Source organism: Vaginisenegalia massiliensis (assembly GCF_900604935.1).
Lineage (GTDB): Bacteria > Bacillota > Bacilli > Lactobacillales > Aerococcaceae > Vaginisenegalia > Vaginisenegalia massiliensis.
In genome coordinates this window covers 117088-143222 of record NZ_UWPC01000006.1, presented here as the reverse complement: position 1 = coordinate 143222, position 26135 = coordinate 117088, and the positions used below count along the sequence as shown (strand labels likewise).

The following is a 26135-nucleotide window of genomic DNA, read 5'->3' as shown; positions in this document are numbered from 1 at the left end:
ATTGGTAAATCCATGTTTTTAATAAACTTGTATTAACATTATACTTTTTGCATATTAATTTATACCCGAGTTTTTCTTCCCTGTATTCATTGATAAGTTTTAATTTAAAGGCTAATTCATGTTTTTTATTCAAAATAAACACCCCTAAAGTTGAATTTTAAGGTTCAACTTTAGGGGTGCACTACACTTAATGGTCTATTTACACGGTTCCTTCGAAACTATCATGTATCGCATAGGGTTACGTGGGCGTGACTTTGAACAAGATCAGTCACTCATGGATTATTATCGTGCCCTCTGGGAAGGCTATGATAATTGGGTGGATCAGCACTATCATGCATCACAAGTTTTAAAAATTAATATCGATCACTTTGATATTGTTAATAACGCTGAAGATGCTCAGGCCGTTGTTGATTTAGTTCGCCAGGCTTTAGCTAAACTTCATTAACTGCAAAAAATACAATTTATTTAGCTAGGACTTAGTGGCACCACTGTTAAGCATGCAACATCGCTAATGATATATTCCAAAAAAGATTCTCCTTGACTCGTCAAGGAGAATCTTTTTTATCTAGCTCACTCGATCAAATGGCATCGAGTCTAATCTAATTGTTTATCTAAAATGGCACGAAGGACTTTTTCCCTTATCTCAACTGTTTTAATATTATTTAATTTTTCGTAGCTTTGAACGATTAAATCACAAACATACAACTGGGACAATTTACCAGCAACCGATCCTCCGTCGATAAATTCTTCAACTGCTGTCCTTAAGGTTAAATCGGCCAACTGGCCAATGGGCGTAAAATCATAAGTAGTAATAGCAATAACTTTAGCTCCTGATTGTTTGGCAACCGTTAAACTATCATAAACGTCCTTAGTTTTACCCGATAAACTGAAAGCAATGACAATATCCTTTGGACCAATAATAGAAGCAATATGTGCTTGAAAATGCGGGTCAGTGACCGCATTAGCCTTAACCCCTACCCGCAAAAGTAAACTTTCAAAATCTTCAGCTGTCGTTCCACTCGACCCCACACCAAACAAATAAATGTGGTCTGCTTCTTCAATTGCCTTGACCGCTAATTCAACGCTTTCCTCACTTATCCGTGCACGAGTATCTTCCATGCATCTAATTAAGCGTTGTAAATGTCGACTATAAAAGTCGGAAGCCTCTACTTCTCGATATTCTTGCGAGAATCCTTGCTTTGCAATTTCAATCTTTAAATCGGTAAAGCCGGTAAAACCCAGTTTTTGACAGAAGCGAATGATCGTTGCATCTCCCACTTTAGTGGTAGCTTTAATTTCATGCATAGTTGCATGAACCACTTGCTTTCCTTTACTTAAACAATAATCGGCAATCTTTTTTTCCGAACGAGTTAAACTTGCATACTTTGATTGTATTAAATCTTGATATTCCATCCACGGCACTCCTTATCCTCAGTCAACTCATTATATCACTCTTGTTTGAAATTTATATCTAGAATGCGTTTACAATTTCAAATGCCTATGTTATATTTGTTCCGGATAAATTATCCAAAATAAATATTAGTTTGGAGTGTTTTGGAGTTTGAAAAAAGAAGAATTCATCCAACAAGTTCGAGGAGGCCTGATTGTTTCCTGCCAAGCCTTGCCCGATGAACCCTTGTATAGTCCGGAAGGAGGGGTAATGCCCTTAATGGCTAAAGCTGCCATGCAAGCGGGTGCTGTAGGAATTCGTGCGAACTCGGTCAGGGATATTTTAGAAATTAAAGAAGTCTGTCCTTTACCGATTATTGGTATTATTAAGCAAGATTACCCCCCACAAGAACCTTTCATTACCGCAACAATGAAAGAAGTGGATGCCTTAGTTGCTACTGGGGTTGATGTTATCGCCCTTGATTGCACTCAACGTCCTCGTCATGATGGACTAACAATCAATGAGTTCATCCAACAAATCAAAGCAAAATATCCTGATCAACTTTGGATGGCGGATATCAGTAACTTTGAAGAAGGTCTTAATGCTTATAAAGCCGGCATTGACTTTATCGGTACAACTTTATCTGGTTATACTTCATACACACAAAAGCTAGATGGTCCTAACCTAGACTTAATTAAACAATTAGTCGAACATAACATCCCTGTCATTGCTGAAGGATGTATTCATACACCTGAGCAAGCCGCCCAAGTCAATAAATTAGGGGTTATATCGATTGTTGTTGGTAGCGCCATTACCCGTCCCTTAGAAATTACCAAACGCTTTATCAAAGCGATAAACTAACCCATTATTAAGGAGGAAATATCATGTTCAAGAAGTTTTCACAACTTGGTCGAGCTTTCATGCTCCCAATTGCTATTTTACCTGTCGCTGGTCTCTTATTAGGTCTTGGTGGCGCCTTATCTAATCCAAGCGCTGTCGCTACTTATCCTGTTTTGAACCAACCTTGGTTACAAACTATCTTTATGGTTATGTCTTCAGCTGGTGGAGCCGTTTTTGCAAACTTAGCTTTAATCTTTGCCATCGGTGTGGCTGTCGGTTTAGCTAAAGGTGATAAAGGAACAGCTGGTTTAGCTGCTGGTGTTGCTTATGTCGTATATACTGCTACCATTGCTGGCTTACTCGCTAAATTTGCTGGTCCAGATGCCAAAATTGATACCGGTGTCATTGGTTCAATCGTCATTGGTGGAACAGTAGCTCATTTGCATAATAAGTACCGTAAAATTGCCTTACCTCCATTCTTAGGCTTCTTCGGTGGATCTCGCTTTATTCCTATCGTATCGTCAATTTGTGCTATCTTTATTGGTTTAATCTTTTACTTCATCTGGCCACCAATGCAAGCTGGTTTGAACTTCGCTGGTGAAAACATTGCTAAAATGGGTAGCTTTGGTACTTTCCTTTATGGTTTCTTATTACGTTTAACTGGGGCTGTCGGCTTGCACCACACCATCTATCCTCTATTCTGGTATACCTCATTAGGTGGAACTGAAGAAGTTGCTGGTAAAATGGTTGAAGGGGCTCAAAACATTTTCTTTGCTCAATTAGCTGATACTCATCATACTGGTTTATTTACCTATGGAACTCGTTTCTTTGCTGGTCGTTTTGCAACCATGATGTTCGGTTTACCTGCTGCCTGCTTAGCTATGTACCATTCAATTCCAGCCATCAATCGCAAAAAGAATGGTGGTTTATACTTCTCAAGTGCTTTAACTTCATTCTTAACCGGGATTACTGAACCGATCGAATTTTCATTCCTTTTTGTTGCTCCATGGTTATATGTTATCCACGCTTTCTTAGACGGATTATCATTCTACTTTGCTGATATTTTCAATATCCGAATTGGGAACTCTTTCTCAGGTGGTTTAATCGACTTCCTTCTCTTCGGTGTTTTCCAAGGCAATGCTAAAACTAACTGGATGATTGTCATTCCATTTGGCTTACTTTGGGCTGTCATCTACTACGTTGTCTTCAGATTCTGTATTAAGAAATTCAATGTTGCTATCCCTGGTATGGAAAGCCAAGATGATGTAACGACAGCATCCGAAAATCGCGAAAATGACAGCTTATATATCGAAGCACAACAAATTCTTGAAGCCTTAGGAACGCAAACAAATATCGAATCAGTCACTGCTTGTGCTACTCGACTTCGTGTCTCAGTAAAAGATAAAAACCAAGTTGATAAAAATAGAATCAAAGGTCTAGGTGCTACAGCTGTATTTGACGTAGATGGCGGTGTTCAAGCTGTTTTCGGTGCAAAAGCAGATTTACTTAGTCAAGAAATTAATCAGCTTATTGGCAACGACGACTAATTAGATTATAATGAGCGCAAAGAAATTATTTGTGGCTAAATAAAAATACCTTTAGAGTAGTTTCTATATAGAAACTACTCTTTTTTTATCATAGCTATGGGAGGAAATTAGTTGAACGATCAACATTCATTAAGAAACAAATTAAGTTTTGGTGGCTTTCTCGTTGCTATGGGGGTTGTATACGGTGATATTGGTACCAGTCCCTTATATGTTATGAAAGCTATTATTGCTGGTAACGGTGGATTAAGTCGTATCTCAGAGGACTTTGTCATTGGCTCAGTTTCCTTAATATTTTGGACCTTGACCCTTTTAACCTCGGTAAAATACGTGATGATTGCATTAAATGCAGACAACCACGGTGAGGGGGGGATTTTCTCTTTATATAGCCTAGTTCGCCACAATCACAAGTGGTTAATCATTCCGGCCATTATTGGCGGCGGCGCCCTCTTAGCTGACGGCGTCTTGACTCCCGCTGTTACTGTCACTACTGCTATCGAAGGACTTCGTGATATTCCGATCTTCACTCATTATTTTGGTCACAGTCAAGAAGTGATTATCATTATTACGTTGTCCATCTTACTGTTTCTATTTGCTTTACAACAATTTGGTACAGATATCGTTGGTCGCGTCTTTGGTCCTGCCATGCTACTCTGGTTCACTTTTTTGGGCTTAACTGGCTTGATCAACCTGGTCACCGACTGGTCAGTCTTACGGGCTTTAAATCCCTACTATGCCATTAAAGTCCTTTTCATGTCGGAAAATAAATTAGGCCTCTTTATTCTAGGTAACGTCTTTTTAGCTACTACTGGAGCAGAAGCCCTCTATTCGGATCTTGGTCATGTTGGCAAAAAAAATATTCATTTTTCTTGGCCTTATGTAAAACTATGTTTAGTGCTTAATTACCTAGGTCAAACAGCTTGGATAATTCAGCATAAATCGCAAGCAAGCTTTAATCAAATGGATGAAATCAATCCGTTCTTCATGCAATTACCACCAAGTTGGATTTTGATGGGGGTTATTTTCGCAACCATGGCCGCTATCATTGCCTCACAGGCTTTAATCTCAGGTTCATTCACTTTGGTATCTGAAGCCATTAAATTAAAACTACTACCTCGCTTACAAATTCTGTACCCTGGTTCTTCCATCGGTCAGATGTATATTCCAACCATCAACATCCTTTTGTGGATGGCTTGTTCCTTTATCGTTCTTACTTTTAAGACCTCGTCTCATATGGAAGCCGCCTATGGACTTTCCATTACCATCACTATGTTAATGACCACCCTATTGCTATCGAGCTATATTCGCATCAATCTTAAAAAACATCTATTGGGAATCATTATCACAGGCTTCTTTGCTACTTTAGAATTAATGTTCTTCTTATCAAGTGCAGCTAAGTTCTTCAAAGGTGGCTACGTTGCCATTGCTATCGCCTTAGTAATAATTTCCATCATGTTAATCTGGCTCTTTGCCAATAAAATTAAACAAGAGATGCTTAAGCAAGTACATTTAAAAGCCTATTTACCCAAATTGCTTGCCTTACAAGCGGATGACTCTATTCCTTATACCCAAACCAATTTAGTCTATCTCGTTTCTTCAATGAAAGATGACTGGATTGAGGAACATTATATCTATTCTATTTTGGATAAAAAACCTAAACGAGCTCAGGTATATTGGTTCATCAATGTCGAAGTAACAGATGAACCTTATACACAGACCTACACCGTTGATACTATGGGAACTGACTCCGTTGTTTTAGTAAAACTATTTCTCGGTTTTAGAATGCCACAAACGGTCAATCTTTACTTGCGTCAGATTATTCACGAATTAATTGATAGTGGGCGCATCAAAGCTCAACCGCAAAAATATTCTATTACTAATGATCGTCAAGTTGGCGATTTTCAATTTGTCTTCGTGGACGAAAAATTATCAAACATTTCAAAAATCTCACGTGTTAAACGATTCATCATGGACAGTAAAATCTTTATCAAACATCTGGCTACTTCAGTAGAGTCCTGGTTTGGTCTAGAATACTCCGAAGTCCTCCACGAAATGGTTCCCCTTCAATACGGTGAAATTTTAGAATCTAAGTTAGTTGAAAAGAAAAAGTAATTAACTGCTAATCGGTTCCTTCATGTCCCAACAGAAATCTCTTTTTATGCAAAAAAAGCTCCCTTCTTGACATAATATCAAAAAGGGAGCTTTTCTTAATTATCCATTTGGTTTAGCTATTATTAACGTTTTTTGTTAGTCCATGCTAAGATACCCACGCCCATACTTGCTAATAATCCTGCAAAGGCAGCTGTCATATCACTAAATTCACCAGTTGATGGTAAAGTCGCTTGCTTCTTAGATGGTTTGGATGCTTTAGGTTCAGCAGCATACACTTTGTCAATACCTTTGATTACTAATTCACCTTTATTATTCTTAGTAGCTTCTTCAGCCGCTTTCTTGGCTGCGTCTTCTGCATCTTTAGCTAATAAAGCTTTATTTGTTGCTTCTAAATCAAAATTATGGTTAACCAAAGTGAAAGTATCGATTAAGCGAGCTTTTCTAAGTGGATTTTCACCTTTTGCTAATTCGCCCGCTACTTCGTACATTTCTACTTTTAGTTGATCTTTAGTTACACTGTAGACAGCAAAATGTTGGATATTTCCTTCACGGTAGTTAGAAATACCTTCTTTAAAGCCATCAGAATGACCAGGTTGAGCATTATATTCAAATAATGAATTATAGTAAGCTAATTGGTCAGCGGTTAAAGTGTCGAAATCTGAATCAATTTTTTTCAATTCGTCAATATTATGTTTGTAAATATTGTCGTAGTTCTTAGTACCTGCAGTGTTTGGAATTAAGAAAATTGATCCCTTAGTATCAATATATTTGTTACCTTTCACATCAGTTAATACTTTTGCATCTTTATCAACAACACCATTTGCAAAGGCATCTTTGCTGTATTCTAAAGGTAGAGTACGAGTTAAGACGTGATCGTGACCATTTAAAACTAAATCAACATCGTATTTATCAATAATTTGCATTAAACGTTCTCTAACACGATTCATGTCACCGTCTAATAATGAGTGGTATGAACCTGAGAATAAAGTCTTGTGATAAGCTAACACTAACCAGTCAACGTTACGCGCACGAGCATCAGCTAAGTCTTTTTCTAACCAATCTAATTGCATATTACCTAGTGCCCATGCTTCAGGATTATCATCATTTTTCTTGTTATCATTAGTATTTAAAACAACGAAGTGAGAATTGTTATAATCATATGAATAATATGCTCCACGTGATTTATTATCGTTGGTAATTGGGACATTCAAGTGTTCAGTGAATTCGCCTTTTTGGCTGTCATGGTTACCCGCTACTGAGACTTGAGGTGTAGTTAGCATAGAATCTTTAATTTTTTCAAGAATATCCATCCATTCGTCTTCCAAAGCTGAATACTCAACAAAGTCACCAGTGTGAAGAGCGAAAGCTGCATCGCCAGCAGTTGCTAAAGCTTCTTTAAGTGTTTGAGCACCATATTGAGCTTCATTGCGGACATTTTCATTGTGGTCAGCATTTTGAGTATCTGTGTATTGGATGAAGCGGAAAGGTTGTGATTCATTCGCTGCAGTCTTGAATAAACCTACTGGGCTAAATCCTTTAGACTCACTACCTACTTTATAGTAATAAACTGTATTTGGAGTTAAGCCGTTGGCTACTACACGGTGAATATATTCGTTTACAGTACGAGTATCAGGATAGCCTGCAGTATCACCATCAGTAAATCCAAAGTTCTTTGGATCGATTACTGCATCAGTATAATAGCCGATAACTTGTTCATTATTATCGCGAACAGTGAAAATTAAATGACCATCAGCTGTACGATCATCGTAGTTTGACTCAACTTGGATATTTTGAACAGCGTATGTGATTGGATTAGTAAAGTTTTTATCAGTAGAAATTAAGACTTTTGAGTCTCTCACTTCATTTGTGGTGTACCAGTTGAACGCCATTTCTGATTCAGGATGTGTTGTTACGTTTACAGCCAAACGGTTAGGCTTATCATTCACTTTAACTGGGGCAACTGCTGGCTTTTCAGTAGCTAAAGTAATTGTTTGGTTACCCACTTGAACAGTAGGAGCTGCTTGAGTTGTCGCAGCTTCAGTTGTTGTCTCGCTAACTGGAGCGGCTGCTAAACTAGTAGGATTTGCAACTTGAGTTGAACTTGTTTCAGTCACAGGTGTATTGACTGGACTTGCAGTATTTACTACTTCAGCAGGAGCCGCTGCTTGAGTAGTTACAGCTTCGGTACTTGCTGGTGCTACATCTTGAGCATGGGTTTGCGCTGCATAAAGATTTAAGAAAGAAACAGATAATAAACCAGATAAAACTAATTGCTTATATGAAACAGATGATTTCATCGTTTAATACGCTCCTCTAATAGTTTTTGGGATAAAATGAATCCTCAATTAGTATACGAAGAAAATATTAATTTAATGTAAATTTTAAGTTTTCTTTATGTAAACCCTATCACTTATAAGTTTACTTACACTAAAATTTGGATGATTGAATAGGTTTGATAGCAATAATGCGGTATGATAATTACTAGATAATTTGATGGAATGAGTGAATATTAACAATGAAACAACGAAATTGGGGAATTGATTTATTACGTATTGTCGCCATGATGATGATTGTCACCTTACATACCCTTAGCCATGGTGGCCTCTTAGACAAAGGACCTATTCTTGGTCTCCGCTATCAAAGCATTTGGATACTTGAGATTTTAGCCTATTGTTCGGTCAATGTGTTTGCTTTGATATCTGGTTATGTCGGGGTCAACAAACGCTTTAACTACCACAATATCAGTGCTTTATGGTTGCTAGCCTGTTTCTATACAGTAGTCAATACTGCCATTGGTTGCTTTATTTTCCCTAAGGATTATGGTTTGACCGATTTAGGACTTTCATTTTTCCCGTTGTTAACCCAGCGCTATTGGTATTTTACGGCCTATTTTTGTATATCTTTCTTTGTCCCGGCTTTCAATTATATATTAAATAATCTTAATAAAACCGATTTAACCGCCATGATGATCAGTTTATTTGGCCTCTTCTCAGTCATGACAACCTTAATCAGCGATGATTTATTCACTGTAGGCTATGGTTACAGCCCCTTATGGTTAGCTATTCTCTATTTATTCGGTGGATATCTTAAACGCTTCGACAGTTTTTCATCATGGTCTAAAACCAAACTTCTGCTCACTTATCTTTCTGCGTCAGCCATTACTTACTTGACTAAATTGGGAATTCAATGGTGGGACCTTCATTCTGAAACGAAAATCGGTAACTCTTGGTATCTTGTTCGTTATACTTCACCTACTATGGTCCTGGATGCCGTCGCTCTGTTAATCTTATTTGCTAAACTCGACTTAAGCGCTTGGCAAAAGCCGATTAAAATCCTAACGCCGATGACCTTTAGTGTGTATTTAATCCATGTCCATCCAGTCTGGTTCCAAGCGATTGATCAACAATTGGCCTTTCTACTCAAAAAACCCCTTGTCACCATGTATTTGGGCATAGTTTTATCCGTCTTAGCCATTTATTTCACCTGTAGTTTAGTCGATTGGTTACGAATTAAACTATTTAATCGATTAAATGTTCAAAAATTAGCCGTTTGGATGACCCAAAGCGTCCAAAAACTATTCAAATCTTCTTTTCCATCCCTACCTAATAACGGATGACTTTCTGGCATGAATAATTGAAAATCAAATAACCCCCTACTTACCATGATGATCAATGTAATCATGGTAAGTAGAGGGTTATTATTAGTTTGAATGTTTATAGTCGCTTATTCAACAGTCACTGACTTAGCTAAATTACGCGGTTTATCAACATCGTAACCTTTACCTAAAGTAGTAAAGTAAGCAATCAATTGAGTCACGATAACGGTTGCTAAAGGCGTTAGGTTAGCATGAACACTTGGTAATACAAAATCATCTTCTGCCTTAGCAGTCACTTTTGTGGAGATAACCATCGTTTGAGCACCACGAGCTCTCACTTCTTCAATATTTCCACGGGTATGAGCCGCCACACTAGGGTCAGTGATTAAACCAATAACAGGTGTGCCTTCTTCGACTAAAGCAATCGTTCCATGCTTCAATTCGCCAGCAGCAAAGGCTTCAGTTTGAATATAAGAAATCTCTTTCAATTTTAAAGCTGATTCCATCGCTACATAGTAGTCTAACAAACGACCGATGTAGAACGCATTTCGGGTAGCCAATAAATTCTGACTTGCCCACTCATTAATCTTATCTTTATCAGCTAGGATGGTCTCCATCGCCGAAGCCACAATACTCAATTCTCGAACCATATCCATTGAACTTTGACCATATTTTTCATGAGCTAAGGCATCCGCTAAAACAGCCATAACAGCAATTTGGGCGGTGTAAGCTTTAGTAGAAGCAACGGCAATTTCAGGACCGGCATGAAGCAAGAGTGTATGGCTTGCTTCACGAGATAAGGTTGAGCCTTTCACATTTGTAATGGTTAATGATGGGTAACCTAATTCATTCACTTTAACCAAGGCTTGACGACTATCTGCTGTTTCACCAGATTGCGTAAGAAAAATAAAGAATGGATGCTCACTTAACAATGGCAATTGATAAGCAAATTCACTAGACAAATGTACTTCAGTAGGTAACTTCACTAATTTTTCTAATAAAGATTTACCCACCCAGCCTGCATGATTACTCGTACCACAAGCCACGATATAGACCCGATCAGCCGCTAATAAATCTTTAGTTAAGCTAGCTTCGACTTCAAAATGTCCATTCGGACCTTGATATTCTTGGATAAGACGACGCATCACCGCTGGTTGTTCATCGATTTCCTTAATCATATAGTAAGGATAGGTCCCTTTTTCCAAATCACTGGCATCTAGTTCAGCCACATAAGCCGGGCGATCGATAACTTGACCTTGGAAATCCTCAATCGTAACTTGATCAGCCGTCAAGGTGATCAATTCTTTGTCTTTAATTTCAATATACTGATTGGTATAAGCAATGCCAGCCATGGCATCTGAACAAATCATATTGAAGCCTTGACCCTTTCCGATTAATAAAGGGCTCTTATTTTTAGCTGCATACATGACATCAGGATTTTCTACATCAATTAGGCCAAAAGCATAGGACCCTTCAATAACTGATAAAGCTTTCTTGAAAGCTTCTTTACCCGATAAGTCTTCATTAACAGCAAAATGTTCAATAATCGCTACAGCAATCTCAGTATCCGTTTGAGACTGTAATGTTACCCCATTCAAATACTCTTCACGTAATTGGTTAAAGTTTTCAATAACTCCATTGTGAACCAAAACAAACCGCCCACTTGGTGATTGATGTGGATGGGCATTATGCTTAGCTGCTGGACCATGGGTAGCCCAACGGGTATGACCAATCCCAACTTTAGTGGCTAATTCAAAATCAACGACGGTTTTTAATTTGGCAATTCGCCCTTCTTCTTTGAACAAATGAGCTTGATTAGCTTGGTCGATAACAAAAATACCCGCCGAATCATAACCACGATATTCCAGCTTTTCTAAACCACTAATTAAAACTTCTTGAACATTACCTTGACCAATAAAACCTACAATACCACACATACATCTAGTCCTCATTTCACGATAAATTTTATTATCGCTTTTAGATGCGTGAAATAGCCTTTGTTTCTCCCTCACGGTTAGAAGTTTTCCTATTTCTGTAGACTGCATAAGCCTTGAGCCACCCGCCGAATCCTTCGATAAGCTCAATCCTCGTCACCTTATTTAATAAGGCCTGGCGCTATCCATTAATTAAACCTCGATCCTCCCCAATGAAAAAATTTTCTAAAAGCAAAGATAAATGTACACTATCTCACAAAAAAAGTCAAAGAACAAGGTGAGATGAGGTTCGATTAGCTTTGAATCATTGAGCTTATGAACGACGATTTGCACTAAGCAAAGCTAGATCATAACGAAATGGACGTCAAAGCTGAACCGAAGAGCCAAATTAACAAGGTGAGATAAAAGGCGCCATGAAATGGAGCACTTCCCATACCAAACGCAATGCTTGATCACAAGCGGCGGATTGGTAAGGAAGTGGAGGCCATTTCAGCCTTTTAGAACCCAATTATTTAAGGTGTGATGAGGTTCGGTGAACCTTAAGAAGTAAACAAAAAATTGGGCCACTAAACAAAAAAGCTTGGAACAGAAGTTCCAAGCTTTTAATCTTTGCCAAAAAGTAAATTCTGACCACTATTTAGTTATCTTTGGTGGTTTTCCGATGCGTCAGTTGACAATAACGCTCATACCAAATATCAATGAATTCCGGTGAGAATGGACCTTTCTCCTCTTCAATCCATCTGACTAATTCTTGAATGTTATATTTAAGAATCCGATCAATTTCAGGAGGATACTGATAACGGCGACTATGCACTTCATATTCATCAACATCTAGCAAGCGCTTCTCTCCATCAGGAAACACCTTAATATCTAAATCATAGTCGATATATTTTAAAGCTTCATTATCAATGAGATAAGGTGAAGCTAAATTACAATAATAAGTAACCCCACGTTTGCGAATCATGGCTACAATATTAAACCAATAATGTTTATGGTAATACAGTAGGGCTGCTTCACGGGTTACCCATCGCCGACCATCAGATTCAGTTACTAAAGTATGATCATTACAGCCGATAATGGACTGATCACTGGTCTTGAGTACCATCGTATCACGCCAAGTTCGGTGTAATGAGCCATCATGTTTATAACTTTTAATAGTGATGAATTCACCCTCTTTTGGTTGCTTCATCACCAAACCTACTTTCTGTGTGTTTTGGTTGTGACCCTTAGAGTCATAAACTATACTCTTGCATTATAGCACAAAAATATTTTTTTGTGTTTAAAGGCTTGTGATTTAGCTAAAAAAACTTCTTATTCCATACTGTCACTTTGGACTGCCTGATAAAGTTTAGCTTGTAAGCTAGAGTAAGGATATAGGTTTATATCTTGCGGGTGAACCCAGACAAAGTTTTCTGGATTAAATTCAACCAGTCGTTGAGCAAGTTCGTCTTCCATATAAATAGGTATGATTTGTAAATGCCATACGCGATGACTAAAGACATGTTTGATAGGTGAAAAGTTCTGGTCAAACGGCATGTAAGGAGATTCTGCATTTGCCATAGAAAGATGTACCTGTTGGTGAAGAGCAACTTCTTTCAAATTGATATCTTGTTGACCTAACCATTCAAAAAAAGGCTCAATGAATTCTGAAGGGGTAGCGGATTCAAAGATCAAGTCTTGTTCATAAATAGGAAAATGCCACAAGCCCGTTAGTAGTTGCTGGTCTTGATGTCGATTAAGTAACCATTGTCCCTTTTGATTACGCACAAAATACACTAATTGATGGTGATGACTTGCTTTAGCCTTTTTCTTTTTAACGGGATATAGGTGAGCCGTGCCATGCTGATAAGAGCCATCAAATTCCTTAAGAGGACTCGCTTCTGGATTCAGATTAGCTGGAGTCATAACGGTAGCCCCAAGATCCATTAATGCTTGATTAAAATCACCAGGACGATCAGGATCAATTAATTGACGTAGAATTTGGGTAAACAATTTACGTGTTTTGACTTGGCTGATGTCATGATCCAGTTCAAACAGTCGCGCTACAATGCGCATCAGGTTCCCATCCACTGCTGGTTCTACTAAACCAAAAGCAATCGATCCAATCGCGGCGGCTGTATAGGGACCAACTCCTTTTAGACTTAATAAGTCAGGCATTGTATCAGGCATGCGACCCTGATAATCCGACATTATTTGTTGGGCCGCTTCTTGCATATTTCGAACGCGTGAATAATAACCTAAACCTTGCCACAGGCTCATCAGTGTCGCTTGATCAGCTTGAGCTAAGGCCTCAATATTAGGTAAAGTAGCGATAAAACGTTCAAAATAAGGAATGACCGTCGCGACTTGAGTCTGTTGTAACATAATTTCGCTAACCCAAATTTGATAGGGATCACAACTACGACGCCAGGGTAGATCTCGTCCATTTTGATCATACCAATTGAGTAAGCAACGACGAAAATCTTGGATTTTAGTCGAAGACCAGCCGATATCAACCGACTGGTCTTCATAAATAGTCATTGTCATAGTGTTATTCTCCATCCTCTTGTTCGTTCAGCCAAGTTTGAATGGCTTCGTAGCTAAACCCTTTTCTCATCAAACTAGCGGTCACTTTTTGCCGTAAAAGCCCGCCTTGTTGCCGCCTCGATAAGCGTTGCCATTGCTTAGCGGCTTCTTTAGCTAATAAGTCATCTTCCTGAGCTTCAATTATGGTAAAATCAGCCAAATCCATGCCTTCTTTAATTTGATCTTTATCATATCCCTTTTGAAGTAAATGTTGATAAAGCTTATTCTTCAACAATCTTGTCGCTTGTTTTCCTTTAGTTTGACAATACTTGTCAATGAGATAGGTCACATTAGCCATTTGATCAACTTGAGAATATTCATCTAAAGCTAGAGAAATGGTCTGCTGATCTAATCCCTTCTGCTTCAATTCATGAGCAATTAATTTTGGACCCTTACGATTGATTAGGGCCATGGTTCGCGTATAGCTTTGAGCATAAATCAAATCATTAAGATAGTTCTGCTGACACAAGCGTTGTAACGTTGATTCAATTAATTCTTGACTGACGACCATTTGTTGCGTTTCAAGTATTGCTTCATCGGTATCTGTCGCCCATTCTTGACTCGCTAAATAGTCCCTCATCTCTTTAATGGATCTTAAGCCAAAAGAAAGATAGTGAAGCGCTCGCGAGTATACTTTCTCGCGGTACTCCACTTCTTTAATGTGATTGAGTTGATCTTGGCTAAGAATTTGATCTTTATGCAAGGCAAAATGAATCAGAACAGCTTCATGGACGCCAAATGCAAATTCACCATCAAGATAAATAGAATAACGATCGCTCTGTTTTTTCTGCCTTTCAATCTTGGTAATTTTCATTAGCCAACCTCCTACATCTGTATTAGGCTAGTTTGCTTAATTGATAAGATAATTGAAAAGGATTGCTTTCAACAAATTCACAGACTAACTTAGTTTGATCAGCGAGTGATTGATCTTTAATTTCACGCGCAAAATTAGTCAACATCAAACAGTACCGTTCAAGTTGACTGACTTGTTGAAAGCGCAAAAGGTACGCGAGAGCCTCATCTTCAGCCATCACAATCCGTAAAGTCGTGGCTGATTCTTGTGTAAACATAAACGCGTCGAAATAGTTGAGCATTTGCATTACAAACTCCAACTTTCTATAATAGTATTTTAATCTATTATACCTCTTTACCAAAAATTCTCAATTTAATTTGATTCCCCGTTGGAGTTCCGGCTAAGCCACCTAAACCCGTTTCACGAAGTTCACGTGGCATATTTTTCCCAATTCGTCGCATCGCATCAATGACTTCATCAGCTGGAATAACATTTTCAATTCCTGCCAAAGCCATATCCGCACAGATTAAAGCATTAGTCGCTCCAATAGTATTCCGTTTGACGCAAGGAATTTCAACTAAACCTGCTACTGGATCACAAACGAGACCAAGTAGATTACCTAACGCCATAGCAAATGCATGACTAGAAGCTTGAGGACTTCCGCCCATAATCGCGACAGCGGCAGCCGCTGACATGGCTGAAGCTGATCCTACTTCTGCTTGACAGCCCCCTGCTGCCCCAGCAATCATCGCATTATTGGCTGTAACCATACCAAAAAGAGAAGCAACGAACAATAAGTTCAATTTCTGTTCATGTGAGAGATGAAATTGTTCATCTAATGCGACTAAGACACCTGGTAAAGTCCCGCTTGCCCCCGCTGTTGGTGTAGCACAAATCACACCCATAGCTGCATTTACTTCATTGGTCGCTAGAGCCGCTTCTACGCCAGCCAAAGTTAGGTTACCTGATAAGGTCCGTCCTGCCTGCCGGTATTGACGCATTTTAACGGCGTCGCCCCCAGTTAAGCCTGTTGGTGAAAAGACACCTTGGCCAGTTGTTCCCCGTTTATAGGCATTTTCCATAGCCAACAAACTAGCGGACATTTTATCTAAAATTAATTCTCGACTGGTGTGATTGACTTTCATTTCTTGCTCAATCATGACCTCCCAAAGAGGCATTTGATGTTGAGTTGCATAATCTACAATTTCTTTAATCGATTCGAAAATTGCCATTATTGACCTACTTTCTATAGAAGGATTAATTTTTCTACGCCCGGCATTTCAGCAAGTTGCTGTAACAAGGCAGCAGGAAAATGGTGTTGAATTTCAAAAAATGTTAAGAATTTATCTGCTTGAAATTGTTGGATTTTATCAACAATGACCACTTGCTCATCCTGAATGATTTGTTCAAATTGATCTGCTAGTTGAGCATGGGAAGAAATTAAGAGCAATGCTGGTAAACATCCTTGAGGCTTAATCTCAAAACCGTCCAAAGCAATTAAGCGAATTTCTATCTTTCCACCACCAACTGAAATGCCAGCTAGGCGGGTCTCTTTCTCGTCATTAATTAAACGAATATCGGCTGTATTAGGATGTTCAAAAGGACTTTCCCCTTGATTTTCGACAAAATCGATCTTAATTCCTTCATTCTCAGCGATAGACACTGAATCCGGTACTCTAGGATCATCATATGCAAAACCTAAGATGCCCGACACAATCGCAAAGTCCGTGCCATGACCCTGGTGGGTTTCAGCAAAAGATTCATAGTAATCAACAATTGCAAGGTCGGGTTTTGCTTGAAAGATTTTTTGAGCCGCTTCCCCGATATTTATTGCTCCGGCAGTATGAGATGAAGAAGGCCCCACCATCACCGGACCAATCACATCAAAACAGCTTGAATAGCTATTACGTTTACTTTCTTTTTGTTCTTTCATGCCTTAAACCCCCTTGTTAATCGACTTGCTTTTATTATATGATAAAAATATTATTACCATTATAAAATTTTATATCTCTAATGGCAATATCATGCTAAGATTGTACCAAAAAACTTAGTCCTTTTCATGATAATATGGTAACATATTGAATAGATTTGTATGGGGGATAAAGGGGGACTCGTGTGAAACCAGAACATAAAAAAATTGCTGAAGCGGCTGCTATCGCTGGTCGCATCCTCTTAGAATCAAATGCTGAAAGTTATCGGGTTGAAGATACCGTCAATCGAATTCTTGATACTAGTGGATTAGCCGTGACTGAAGCTGTCGCAACCGGTACAGCCCTATTTATTACTCTAGATGATCCTACCATTGAAGGAATCACCCGCATTCAGAGAATAGAGCATCGGGGCAATCATATGCGAAAGATATACAATGTTAACAACATTTCACGCCAATTAACCGCTCAAAAGATTACCGTTGATGAAGCTCTAGTCCAGCTTAAAAAAGTGGATGTCTCAGAATATACTATTTTCCACCACGATGCAGCCATTTTCTTACTCATTCTCTCTTTTGTCGTTCTACTGGGTGGGCATTGGATGGAATTATTCGTTGCTTCGTTTGCTGCCTTCATTATTATTGGTGCGGAATATGCAAAAAATCGTTGGGGCATGAATGATTTTATTCATGGTATTTTTGCAACCTCCCTTTTAGGTTTTTTTGTCCCATTCATTATTCATCTTTGTCAGCAAAGCATTTCGAGTGACATTATTATTGTAAGCGCACTTATGCCTTTGTTTCCGGGAATTGCCTTCACGAATGGTATCCGTGACACCCTAAAAGGGGACTACAACGCCGGTTTAGCCAAGATAGCGGAAGCGATGACCATAGCGGTGTTCTTAGCATTGGGTATTGCTTTAGGTCTATATCTGGTACAAGGAGTGATTAAATGATAAGTATGCTTATTCAAGTATTCGGCGCCTACGTCGCGACCGTAACAGCTGCCTTAGTCGTAGAAGCCCCCCGCTACACTATCAATAAAGCAGGTTGGATTGGCGGTATGGGCTATTTGGTCTATTTAGTCGTTAAACCCTATTCAAATGCCATTGTAGCTACCTTATTTGCATCGATCGTTATCACCATTATGGGACAAATATTCGCTCGTACCTTCAAAGCTCCCGTAACTATCTTCTATATTCCTGCTCTTTTCCCTTTAGTTCCGGGAATCGGTATTTACAAAACAGCCTTCTACTATATAAATAATAATTCAAATTTATCACGCCATTTCTTCTTTGAAACCATTATGATTGCTGGGGCCATTGCATTAGCCATCTTCATCATTGACTCCGTGATCGAAATGTATAAATTTCGCCAAAACAAAAAAGACAGACCCAACATTAAATAACAAAAACGCAAATCACTCACTGCTCATCAAGATGAGAACAAGTAAGGATTTGCGTTTTTTTATGTGCATTTTAGTGCTTGATTATAATCTCCACAAGCGATAGCCAGCAGCTTCAACTTCTTTACGATCTAGAATCGATTTAACATCAATGATGACTTTTTCGTCATTTTTAAGTGATTGATTGAATAATTGATCCATTTGTTCAAGACCCAAGGCTTTAAATTCATTATGACCAACAGCAAGAACAAGGCAATCTGCATCTTTAATATCGGCTAAATCTGTCAATTCAACGCCATATTCATGCATAGCATCCTCTGGTGAAGCCCAAGGATCAACAACTGTTGGTTTAATACCATATTCAGTCAAACGAGTTAGAATGTCTTCTACTTTAGAGTTGCGGGTATCAGGGCAGTTTTCTTTGAAGGTTAAGCCTAAAACCACAACTTTAGCATCAATGACTTTCTTGCCCGCAAGGATAAGTTGCTTAATGATTGAATCTGCAACAAAGGCACCCATGTCATCATTAATCTTACGTCCAGCAAGAATGATTTGGCTATGATAGCCTAAATTTTCCGCTTGATAAACAAAATAATATGGATCCACACCTATACAGTGACCACCCACTAAACCTGGTCTGAACTTCAAGGCATTCCATTTTGTATCCATCGCTTCTGCTACTTCTTGAGTATCAATTCCCATACGATCGAAGACCAAAGCTAATTCATTCATAAAAGCTATATTAATATCGCGTTGGCTATTTTCAACAACCTTTGCAGCTTCTGCTACTTTAATTGATGACGCTTTGTAAACGCCAGCTTGAATGACGATTTCATACACATTAGCAATCTCTTCCAATGCTTGGTCTGTCGTTGCCGAAACGATTTTAGTGATTGTCTCCAATCGGTGAACTTTGTCACCAGGATTAATCCGTTCTGGTGAGTAACCCACTTCAAAATCTTGTCCGCATTTAAGTCCTGACATTTCTTCAAGTATAGGAATACAGATATCTTCTGTAACACCTGGATAAACGGTTGACTCATAAACAACGATGGACCCTTTCACCAAATTCTGACCAACAATTCGGGTTGCTCCTTCTACAGGTGATAAATCCGGCGTTTTATCTTGGTTTATGGGTGTTGGTACAGCAACAATATGGAACTTAGCTTCTTTCAACCGCTTAGGATCATTGGTAAAGATAAGCGTAGTATCTTTGATAGCTTGGTCACCCACTTCTTTAGTGGGATCAACACCTTGCAAATATTGGTCAATCTTCGCTTTATTATAATCATAACCAATGACATCCACATGTTTAGCAAATTCCACAGCAATTGGCATCCCTACATAACCTAAGCCAACTACCGAAATCTTTTCCTGACGTTTGATAATTTTATCATATAAACTCATAGGTCTATCTCCTTATATTTAGCATTAAAAACAAAAATCATTGCGTTCACCATTATACCAAAATCATGCTCGTTTGACTATCATTTCTAGTCAAGGGTAAGGTGTTTGCTAGCTTCTCGATAGGCCAAGGGGGCTAATTGGGCTTTATGATCAATCAAAAAAGTATTTACCCACTCTGAATCTGTTTTTGCAAATTCACGCAAACTCCAGCCGATGGCCTTATTGATAAAGAATTCTTGACTGTTTATATTCATCAGAATTATTTTGGCTAAAAAAGCCTTGTCGGTCCTCTCTTTTAGGCCTAATTGATGTAGAATGGCTGCTCGACGTAGCCAAAGATTTCTATCTTCCGCCCAAGACAAGATTTGTTTCTTAGCCGCCGAATCGATTTGACTTATATAGCCGACATTTTTTACCATACTGTCGACAGAATCCCACCAAGACTTCTTTTGGATAAAGTATTGATACTGGTCTAAATCGCTGAGTTGATGATAGCGACGCATGCTCGTTAAATAATCACAGGCGATATATTGAAATTCTCTTTGATCTTGAGCCCATAACAAATTAACAAAATCCCAATCGATCTCCTTTGTTCGCTTCAATTGTTGCAGATAGGCTTTTTGCAAAGCTTTCCGTTGAGGAGCTTTCAGACCTAAAAAGGAGAATTGATGACGTAAATAGGCAGCCATGGGTTCCTGCAAATCAAGATTAGCCTGTGCTTTAATCTCATTAATAAATGACTGATGGTTCATTGTTATCCTCTCCGATGGCATTTCTGCCGAATTATTACGAAAAAGGCTGAACTCCTAAGAGTCTCAGCCTCACTAATTATAATATTAAACTTAAGTTCGCCGCAAAATAGCTTGCAATACATAATGGCCAAAGTAATAAATCGCCTTAAGTAAAGGGAGTTTCTCTAAGCGACGATAAGTATGCCATGTTCGTTTCAAAGCACCCCATTTATTGCTCGAAATCGATCCCGAAACTTGTCGGTAATGGTTTAAAACTTTGTCTAGTCCATGCGCGACAATCCCTGTTTCTCGCATTATCTTTAACCAAGTTGCTGTATCCTGACCCTTGCGCACAAGTGGCATGCGGAAATCACCCACTAGCGTCCGGTCAATCACTACAGTTGAACAAGCAATCGCTGTATTCTTCAAAAGGCCACTATAATTGAGTTCAGCGGGCAATTTCACTGCTGGTTTAAGGATTTGTCCTTCCTCATCCATTAAAGCAAAGTTAGTATACGTAAAAGCATAGCCATTTTCTTGCATATAAGCCAATTGATCCATCAACTTAGTAGGTTGCCATACATCATCGCTATCCACAAAGGCAATATATTGTCCTTTTGCTGCTTCAAGTCCTGTATTTCGAGCCACCGCTGCCCCACTATTTTGTTCAAGATTTATTAATTGAACCCGCTGATCAGCTTTCTGGATTTGCTCAATAATTACTTGGCTTTGATCAGAACTACAATCATTAATTAGAATTAATTCCCAATTAGGATAGGTTTGGGCTTGAACGGCTTTGATGGTTTGACTAATAAAACGTTCAGCATTGTAGACCGGTGTCACAATTGAAACCAAGCCCGGTTTAAATGATGCTTGCATATTATACACTCCTAAATTACGTGAATTATTTTCACGGGTACCCGATAAAGGTGAGCTAAAGCAGCTTGTTCATTGTACCATGATTTTTCTGTTTGATTTGAGTAAACCATAATGACAATGTCATCCACTTGGTTACTTGATTGATCTAAATCTTGTAACTTATTTACGTAAGTTAAAGGTTGAATAGCAAAATTTGCTGACTCAAAACTTGACTCTGGATTAACTTGTGATACGACTAGACGATGGTTAACGTGAGGAACCTTTAATAAATCTTCTAAATCACTTGCTTTGCTTTGTTTTTGACGATGATACATCAAATGACCATCTTCCATGTTCCAAGCATAATCAAATCCATATGTAATCGTACGCTTGAACAAGCGCAATAAGAAGAGCAAACCAGTTGTCAAAATCAGACCAAACATAAAACCTGCAATTCCAAAAATAATTGAAGATTTTGCATTTGGACCGCCTAAGCCACTTACAGATTCTGGAACAGCCACATTCTGTACTGTATTTAAATCCAATAATTCAGCTTTGACTGGTGAAGTTACAATCGTGCGTTCATGATTTTTCGCAAAAGGCACACGATTTTCTTGTAACAACTTAAAGTAAGCTTGGGCGATTTTTAGATTTTCATCAGCATTTTTACCGACGAGGAAACGCATGGTAATAACATTGGTTGAAGTATTCCTTACCGCTGACAAACCACCACGATATTGACTTGTTTTAAATAATTCTAGAAGTTGTTCATCTTGAACAAAACGTCCAAACTTAATGCCCGTTTCGGCTTCTACCTGTTTAATCACTTCGGGACTAGAGAAATATTCATCAAAAACAAATGAATTATCAAATAATGTACCATCAGCATTGGTTAAAATAAATTGAAATTCAGCTGGTTCTTGCGAGTAAACTTGGACTAAATGATTATATGCTTCCTTCTGACCTTCTACCTGTTGATTCGTTAAAAAATAACGACCTCCTGAAGTTAAGAGACCAACAAAGATAGCTCCTAAAACAATTTTGACTAAATAATCTTTGAAAAAGCGCCACAACTCTTGAATTAACGTTAATAAACTCATCTTTCACATACCTTTCCTAACTGTATTTTGACCACTGCTGGACTCTGTTTTTGAATGGCTATTTCGACTAGTTTAACAAACCCAATTATGAGGGCAAAAAATACCCAATGCCACTCAATTAACATATTATTCGCACTCGTAATACTTGCAGCCACAAAAACAAGTAAAAAGGTCGTTAAATATTTGGCTACTTTAGCATAACGTGAATTCAACGATCGACTCACTTGCATTAAGCGAAAAACTAAGTGTACATAGGCTAAGACATAAAGAATAAACGCCGGCCAGCCATAGGCAACCAAAATCTCTAACCACCAATTATGGATATTGACGATACCATTTGACGGTAAAAAATGATAATTAGTCACCCAATATTCAATGTTTCCCGCTCCCACACCCAAACCAAAGCTTTGAGCTAGGAAAACAAAACCCATCCGCCATAAGTTCATGCGTGCTGTGTCTCCTGATAACTGACCGACCCCACCGTGATAATAGAGCGACTGAATTTTAGCTAAAATGCTTGGTTTTAGCACTAGCAAGCCCACCATCAAGGCGGCAAATCCGATTAAACCGCGGTAATAATCTGATCGTCTAAAGTCCCATTTGAACTCTAAACAGACTACCATAGTCAGAAAAATCAAAGAACATAATAATGACATCCGCGATTGACTTCGATAAATCAGGTAGACAGCAAGAAAATTGCTAGCCACAATCATGAGACGAAAAGTCTTAAAACGAGTTAAAACAATTAATATGCATCCGATGCATAAATAAGCAATCAGCATGGTCGCGTAATCATTCTGGTTAGCAAAAATAGTAATCGGAATCCGCGTCATAGGCTGAGTAACAAAGGTTTTGTATTTATCAAGTTTATCAATATCAGCTAGCAAATAGATATTCGTTATGATTTCAAAATAACCCCAGACCATTAAAGCTGACATCATGACCCAAACAGCTTGTAAGAGCCGAATCCACTGCCGAAAATCTTTAAGCCAGAAATAAACAGCATAGATGGTTGATAAACCAATTGTCATTAAAAACATAGCTTGAAACCAAAGTTTTAAATCTTGAGCCCAAGCCCCTGATACCAGAGCTAAAGCCCACCATCCAGTGAAGCACAAAACAGCTTTAGACGCATGACTATGAGGGATGATTTTCACATTACGATTACCTTGTAATAACTGAACAGCTAATAACGGCACCACTCCTATTGCCATAATACGATAGAGAGTAATTTGGGCAGCAGGTGTTGGAATCGCTAAAATTTGTGATCCCAGAAAGACGCTGGCAACCAGCAATAATAGATATATAAACATCGACGACTCCTTTCTTAAGAGAAATCCCATTCGTGAGCCTGACGTTTAATCGAAATACCATCTTGAATCGTTCCAAATTGAATGAACAGAACAACCAAGCCCAAAAGGAAGGACCAAGCCCAGATATAAGGAATAGGAAAGGCATTTAAAGTTGCAACTAAAGTCATCATCAGAATTGAAAGTATATGTTTTTTCTGACTAAAATAAAATCCAGTTCGACTTGAGAAATATGTTCTAGCTAAATAAAACATGATATTAGCCGCACATGAAGCCACAGCTGCTCCACGATAACCCCAAGAAGGTGTTAATAAGAAGTTGATCACTACTGAAGGAATAAATGTTGCTAGGGACACTAAGATATTCAACTGAGTTTTACGAGAGAAGACAATTCCTAAGGTCGTAGTTTCAGACAAAGTATACATGATATGAGGAAAACATAATAGAGCAATAATATACTGTGCATCTGCATATTTCTTAGCTCCTAAAATCATGACAATAATGGGTTTGCCAACCACAATGGCAAAGAAAATAAACGTTAAAATAAATAAGACAGCATCAGAAATAAATTTATAGTGCTTCATTGATTTTTTCTCATCATACCATCGATAAGCTGTTGGCACCCAAAAAGAGGCAAAGGCAGTTTTTATAATACCAATAATATTGACGACACTCAAAACACCATTATAAATCCCTAACTCTTCTTTGCTCGAATAATTACGCAAAAATAAGTTATCGACTAAGTTGAGACTAGTAGATAAAGACACAGCAATCATAATCGGTAAACCGAACTTGAACATTCGTTTAACTAAGACTGGATCAAATTCAAACTGACTTAAATCAAATAAATGTCGGTATTTATAATATAAAACGAGGTCCCCTAATAATTGTCCGAAGATCAAAGAATAGACATTGGTACGAAAATCCCGCATTCCAATAGCAATAAGTACAAGAGTCAAAAGAAAGACATTAATCTTTAATAATAAGGAATAATTTGAAAATTCTTTAGCTTTTTCTTCCATTCGAATCATTAAAAGGAAAAATCGTTCCACTATGGTTGATAGTACCCAAATGCCACCATACCAGACAATAAAATAATACTGGGCGTCATAAAACATCCAAGCTGAAATCGGCTTAGCGAAAAACACACAGACGGCAAATATAGTTACCCCAACAATAAGTGGAATAATCAAGGCTTGTTGCATTAAATTCCGTTTATCTTTTTCTACATGATATTCACGGGTAAAAGCTTGATCGAGACCAATATAAATAAAATTGGGTAATTGAAAAATTAATGTTCGAAATAAACCTGCTTTCCCATAATCTTGTACCGACAAGAAGTGGGTCAATAAAGGAATTTGCATAAAAGAAATCAGGGCCCCAAGAATAGGGCCGTAAGAAAATCCTGCTAATCGTTTTAAAAATTGTTTCATCGCTTTGTCACCTATCTAATTTGGTAATGACTGACACGGCCAAAAAGAAAATCAGCATATAAGTCAGCCGATTCTTGATTGGTAAACTTCTTAGCCTCAATCACAGCTTGTCTTTGTTCTAAACTAGGTATTTTTCTTTGACTTAAACTTTGCAAGACATGAGCCCATGCAACTAGTTCATCATCCAATGACAAACTTTGAACAAGACCAAGTCCTAAATCCACTTCTTGACTAATCGTATCGGACATTAAGGTTGGAACACCCGCTGCTTGAGATTCAACAACCACTGTTGGCAGTCCTTCAAAAAAGGAAGGCAATAACATCACATCTGTCATAGCGAAAAAGACCTCTGGTCGCAAACGTCCAACCAGGTAGACACTGTCGGTTAAACCTAGTTGGTCAATTTGACTTTGTAGTGTCTCTGCCAAGGGCCCTTGTCCGGCCAAAATAAAGCGCACGGGCACGCCTCGTTCACGTAAATAAGCTGCTAATTTCAAGGTGAATTGATGGTTTTTGATTGGTTTGAGTCGAGCCATCTGTCCCACCCATAGCCCTTCAAAATCGGTCAAGGATAGGTCTGCTAATGCTTGAGATCTAAGTGCTTTTTTTTGCTCTTGGGTTTGACTAAATTGACTCACTTCAATGCTATTTGGAATGACTAACATTTCATCGTGCGAAACTTGAGGACCATATGTGCCCTGAATTGCTAGCTGACCACAACCAATAATAATTGCCGATAAACGTCGTGTTATTGCTTGATTCAAAGCCTGGCGAGCTAAACGTATTTTATTGGTTTCGAAAGGATCACTGGTTAAATGAGCATGTATGAGAAAGGGACCTTGCTTAGCTTTTCTAGCTAAATAATAGTAAGGTAGCGCCCGATAACCGGCAATATGACAATGAATATAATCATAGTGGTTCTGATTAATTAGCTGATTAAAACTAGCTTTAAACGCTGACCAACCTACTTTCTTGGGATTCACTAATTGCGCAACTTGGCCGCCAGTAGATTGAATAGCTTGGGTAAATTCAGGCGAACACTGATCATAGGTAACTACGTCAAATTGAATTGGTCCATGTGCTAGAGCCCGAGCTTTATTTAAGATAAATGAGGAAATACCTCCCCCAAATCCACTCATTATATGTAGGACTTTCACCTTAGTTTCTTCCTCTTGCTTGCTCATGCTGACT

General features: G+C 38.4%; 23 protein-coding genes. 7 read left to right on the top strand and 16 right to left on the bottom strand.

From position 1 onward, the window contains the following. The first annotated feature begins 190 nt into the window (after positions 1 to 190). Positions 191 to 445, top strand: coding sequence for a deoxynucleoside kinase (locus tag EIH20_RS05710; protein ID WP_124058638.1), 255 nt, complete (start codon positions 191 to 193; stop codon positions 443 to 445). Positions 446 to 594: 149 nt separating this feature from the next. Here EIH20_RS05710 and EIH20_RS05705 read toward each other — a convergent pair whose 3' ends face one another. After that, a complete protein-coding gene (locus EIH20_RS05705) occupies positions 595 to 1413 on the bottom strand; it encodes a MurR/RpiR family transcriptional regulator (RefSeq protein WP_124058636.1) in 819 nt (272 codons plus the stop codon). A 148-nt stretch (positions 1414 to 1561) separates the two neighbouring features. On the opposite strand from EIH20_RS05705, the gene EIH20_RS05700 reads away from it, so the two are divergent. From EIH20_RS05700 to EIH20_RS05690, 3 genes are all read left to right on the top strand, one after another. Next, positions 1562 to 2251, top strand: a complete 690-nt coding sequence (locus tag EIH20_RS05700; protein ID WP_124058633.1) for an N-acetylmannosamine-6-phosphate 2-epimerase — start codon at positions 1562 to 1564, stop codon at positions 2249 to 2251. Between the two features lie 23 nt (positions 2252 to 2274). Then, positions 2275 to 3777 (top strand): PTS transporter subunit EIIC, encoded by a 1503-nt coding sequence (locus tag EIH20_RS05695; RefSeq protein ID WP_124058631.1) that lies wholly within the window; start codon positions 2275 to 2277, stop codon positions 3775 to 3777. Positions 3778 to 3945: 168 nt separating this feature from the next. Continuing rightward, on the top strand, positions 3946 to 5886 hold the full coding sequence (locus EIH20_RS05690; RefSeq protein WP_124058653.1) for a KUP/HAK/KT family potassium transporter: 1941 nt from the start codon (positions 3946 to 3948) through the stop codon (positions 5884 to 5886). 122 nt (positions 5887 to 6008) lie between these two features. On the opposite strand, the gene EIH20_RS05685 is transcribed toward EIH20_RS05690, so the two are convergent. Next, positions 6009 to 8183 carry a fibronectin type III domain-containing protein gene (locus tag EIH20_RS05685; protein ID WP_124058629.1) on the bottom strand — a complete coding sequence of 725 codons (2175 nt, stop codon included), beginning with the start codon at positions 8181 to 8183 and terminating at the stop codon, positions 6009 to 6011. Between the two features lie 218 nt (positions 8184 to 8401). On the opposite strand from EIH20_RS05685, the gene EIH20_RS05680 reads away from it, so the two are divergent. Beyond that, positions 8402 to 9502, top strand: a complete 1101-nt coding sequence (locus EIH20_RS05680) for an acyltransferase (RefSeq protein WP_124058627.1) — start codon at positions 8402 to 8404, stop codon at positions 9500 to 9502. Between the two features lie 107 nt (positions 9503 to 9609). Here EIH20_RS05680 and glmS read toward each other — a convergent pair whose 3' ends face one another. From glmS to EIH20_RS05645, 7 genes are all read right to left on the bottom strand, one after another. Continuing rightward, entirely contained in the window at positions 9610 to 11418 is a 1809-nt protein-coding gene (gene glmS / locus EIH20_RS05675) for a glutamine--fructose-6-phosphate transaminase (isomerizing) (RefSeq protein WP_124058625.1), read from the bottom strand. A gap of 634 nt (positions 11419 to 12052) precedes the next feature. Continuing rightward, positions 12053 to 12604 carry a nucleoside tri-diphosphate phosphatase gene (ntdP, locus tag EIH20_RS05670; RefSeq protein WP_124058623.1) on the bottom strand — a complete coding sequence of 184 codons (552 nt, stop codon included), beginning with the start codon at positions 12602 to 12604 and terminating at the stop codon, positions 12053 to 12055. 122 nt (positions 12605 to 12726) lie between these two features. Further along, positions 12727 to 13941, bottom strand: a complete 1215-nt coding sequence (mutY, locus tag EIH20_RS05665; RefSeq protein WP_338133173.1) for an A/G-specific adenine glycosylase — start codon at positions 13939 to 13941, stop codon at positions 12727 to 12729. Between the two features lie 4 nt (positions 13942 to 13945). Then, positions 13946 to 14794, bottom strand: a complete 849-nt coding sequence (locus EIH20_RS05660; protein ID WP_124058620.1) for a RecX family transcriptional regulator — start codon at positions 14792 to 14794, stop codon at positions 13946 to 13948. A 22-nt stretch (positions 14795 to 14816) separates the two neighbouring features. Beyond that, positions 14817 to 15050: a hypothetical protein gene (locus tag EIH20_RS05655; protein WP_124058618.1), complete on the bottom strand. Its 234-nt coding sequence runs from the start codon at positions 15048 to 15050 to the stop codon at positions 14817 to 14819. A gap of 67 nt (positions 15051 to 15117) precedes the next feature. Further along, entirely contained in the window at positions 15118 to 15999 is an 882-nt protein-coding gene (sdaAA, locus tag EIH20_RS05650) for an L-serine ammonia-lyase, iron-sulfur-dependent, subunit alpha (protein WP_124058648.1), read from the bottom strand. A gap of 20 nt (positions 16000 to 16019) precedes the next feature. Next, positions 16020 to 16706, bottom strand: a complete 687-nt coding sequence (locus EIH20_RS05645) for a serine dehydratase beta chain (protein ID WP_124058616.1) — start codon at positions 16704 to 16706, stop codon at positions 16020 to 16022. 182 nt (positions 16707 to 16888) lie between these two features. Between EIH20_RS05645 and EIH20_RS05640 the strand changes: the two genes are divergently transcribed. Both EIH20_RS05640 and EIH20_RS05635 read left to right on the top strand, forming a co-directional pair. Beyond that, positions 16889 to 17656, top strand: coding sequence for a threonine/serine exporter family protein (locus EIH20_RS05640; RefSeq protein ID WP_124058614.1), 768 nt, complete (start codon positions 16889 to 16891; stop codon positions 17654 to 17656). Then, entirely contained in the window at positions 17653 to 18108 is a 456-nt protein-coding gene (locus EIH20_RS05635; protein WP_241152393.1) for a threonine/serine exporter family protein, read from the top strand. Before EIH20_RS05640 ends, EIH20_RS05635 begins: the two co-directional genes overlap by 4 nt. An 81-nt stretch (positions 18109 to 18189) precedes the next feature. Here the strand turns inward: EIH20_RS05635 and EIH20_RS05630 are convergent, their stop codons facing one another. The 7 genes from EIH20_RS05630 to EIH20_RS05600 all read right to left on the bottom strand — a co-directional run bounded on the left by EIH20_RS05630 (position 18190) and on the right by EIH20_RS05600 (position 26128). Then, positions 18190 to 19512 (bottom strand): nucleotide sugar dehydrogenase, encoded by a 1323-nt coding sequence (locus EIH20_RS05630; protein WP_124058611.1) that lies wholly within the window; start codon positions 19510 to 19512, stop codon positions 18190 to 18192. Between the two features lie 86 nt (positions 19513 to 19598). Continuing rightward, positions 19599 to 20264, bottom strand: coding sequence for a DNA alkylation repair protein (locus tag EIH20_RS05625; protein WP_124058609.1), 666 nt, complete (start codon positions 20262 to 20264; stop codon positions 19599 to 19601). A gap of 90 nt (positions 20265 to 20354) precedes the next feature. After that, positions 20355 to 21122 carry a glycosyltransferase family 2 protein gene (locus tag EIH20_RS05620; protein ID WP_124058607.1) on the bottom strand — a complete coding sequence of 256 codons (768 nt, stop codon included), beginning with the start codon at positions 21120 to 21122 and terminating at the stop codon, positions 20355 to 20357. A gap of 11 nt (positions 21123 to 21133) precedes the next feature. Then, on the bottom strand, positions 21134 to 22201 hold the full coding sequence (locus tag EIH20_RS05615) for a hypothetical protein (RefSeq protein WP_124058605.1): 1068 nt from the start codon (positions 22199 to 22201) through the stop codon (positions 21134 to 21136). Then, complete coding sequence (locus EIH20_RS05610) at positions 22198 to 23514, bottom strand: O-antigen ligase family protein (RefSeq protein ID WP_124058603.1); 1317 nt, start codon at positions 23512 to 23514, stop codon at positions 22198 to 22200. The genes EIH20_RS05615 and EIH20_RS05610 overlap by 4 nt, the downstream gene beginning before the upstream one ends. 14 nt (positions 23515 to 23528) lie before the next feature. Continuing rightward, positions 23529 to 24944, bottom strand: a complete 1416-nt coding sequence (locus EIH20_RS05605) for a lipopolysaccharide biosynthesis protein (RefSeq protein ID WP_124058601.1) — start codon at positions 24942 to 24944, stop codon at positions 23529 to 23531. Between the two features lie 11 nt (positions 24945 to 24955). Then, a complete protein-coding gene (locus EIH20_RS05600; protein ID WP_124058598.1) occupies positions 24956 to 26128 on the bottom strand; it encodes a glycosyltransferase in 1173 nt (390 codons plus the stop codon). Between the last annotated feature and the right edge of the window lie 7 nt (positions 26129 to 26135).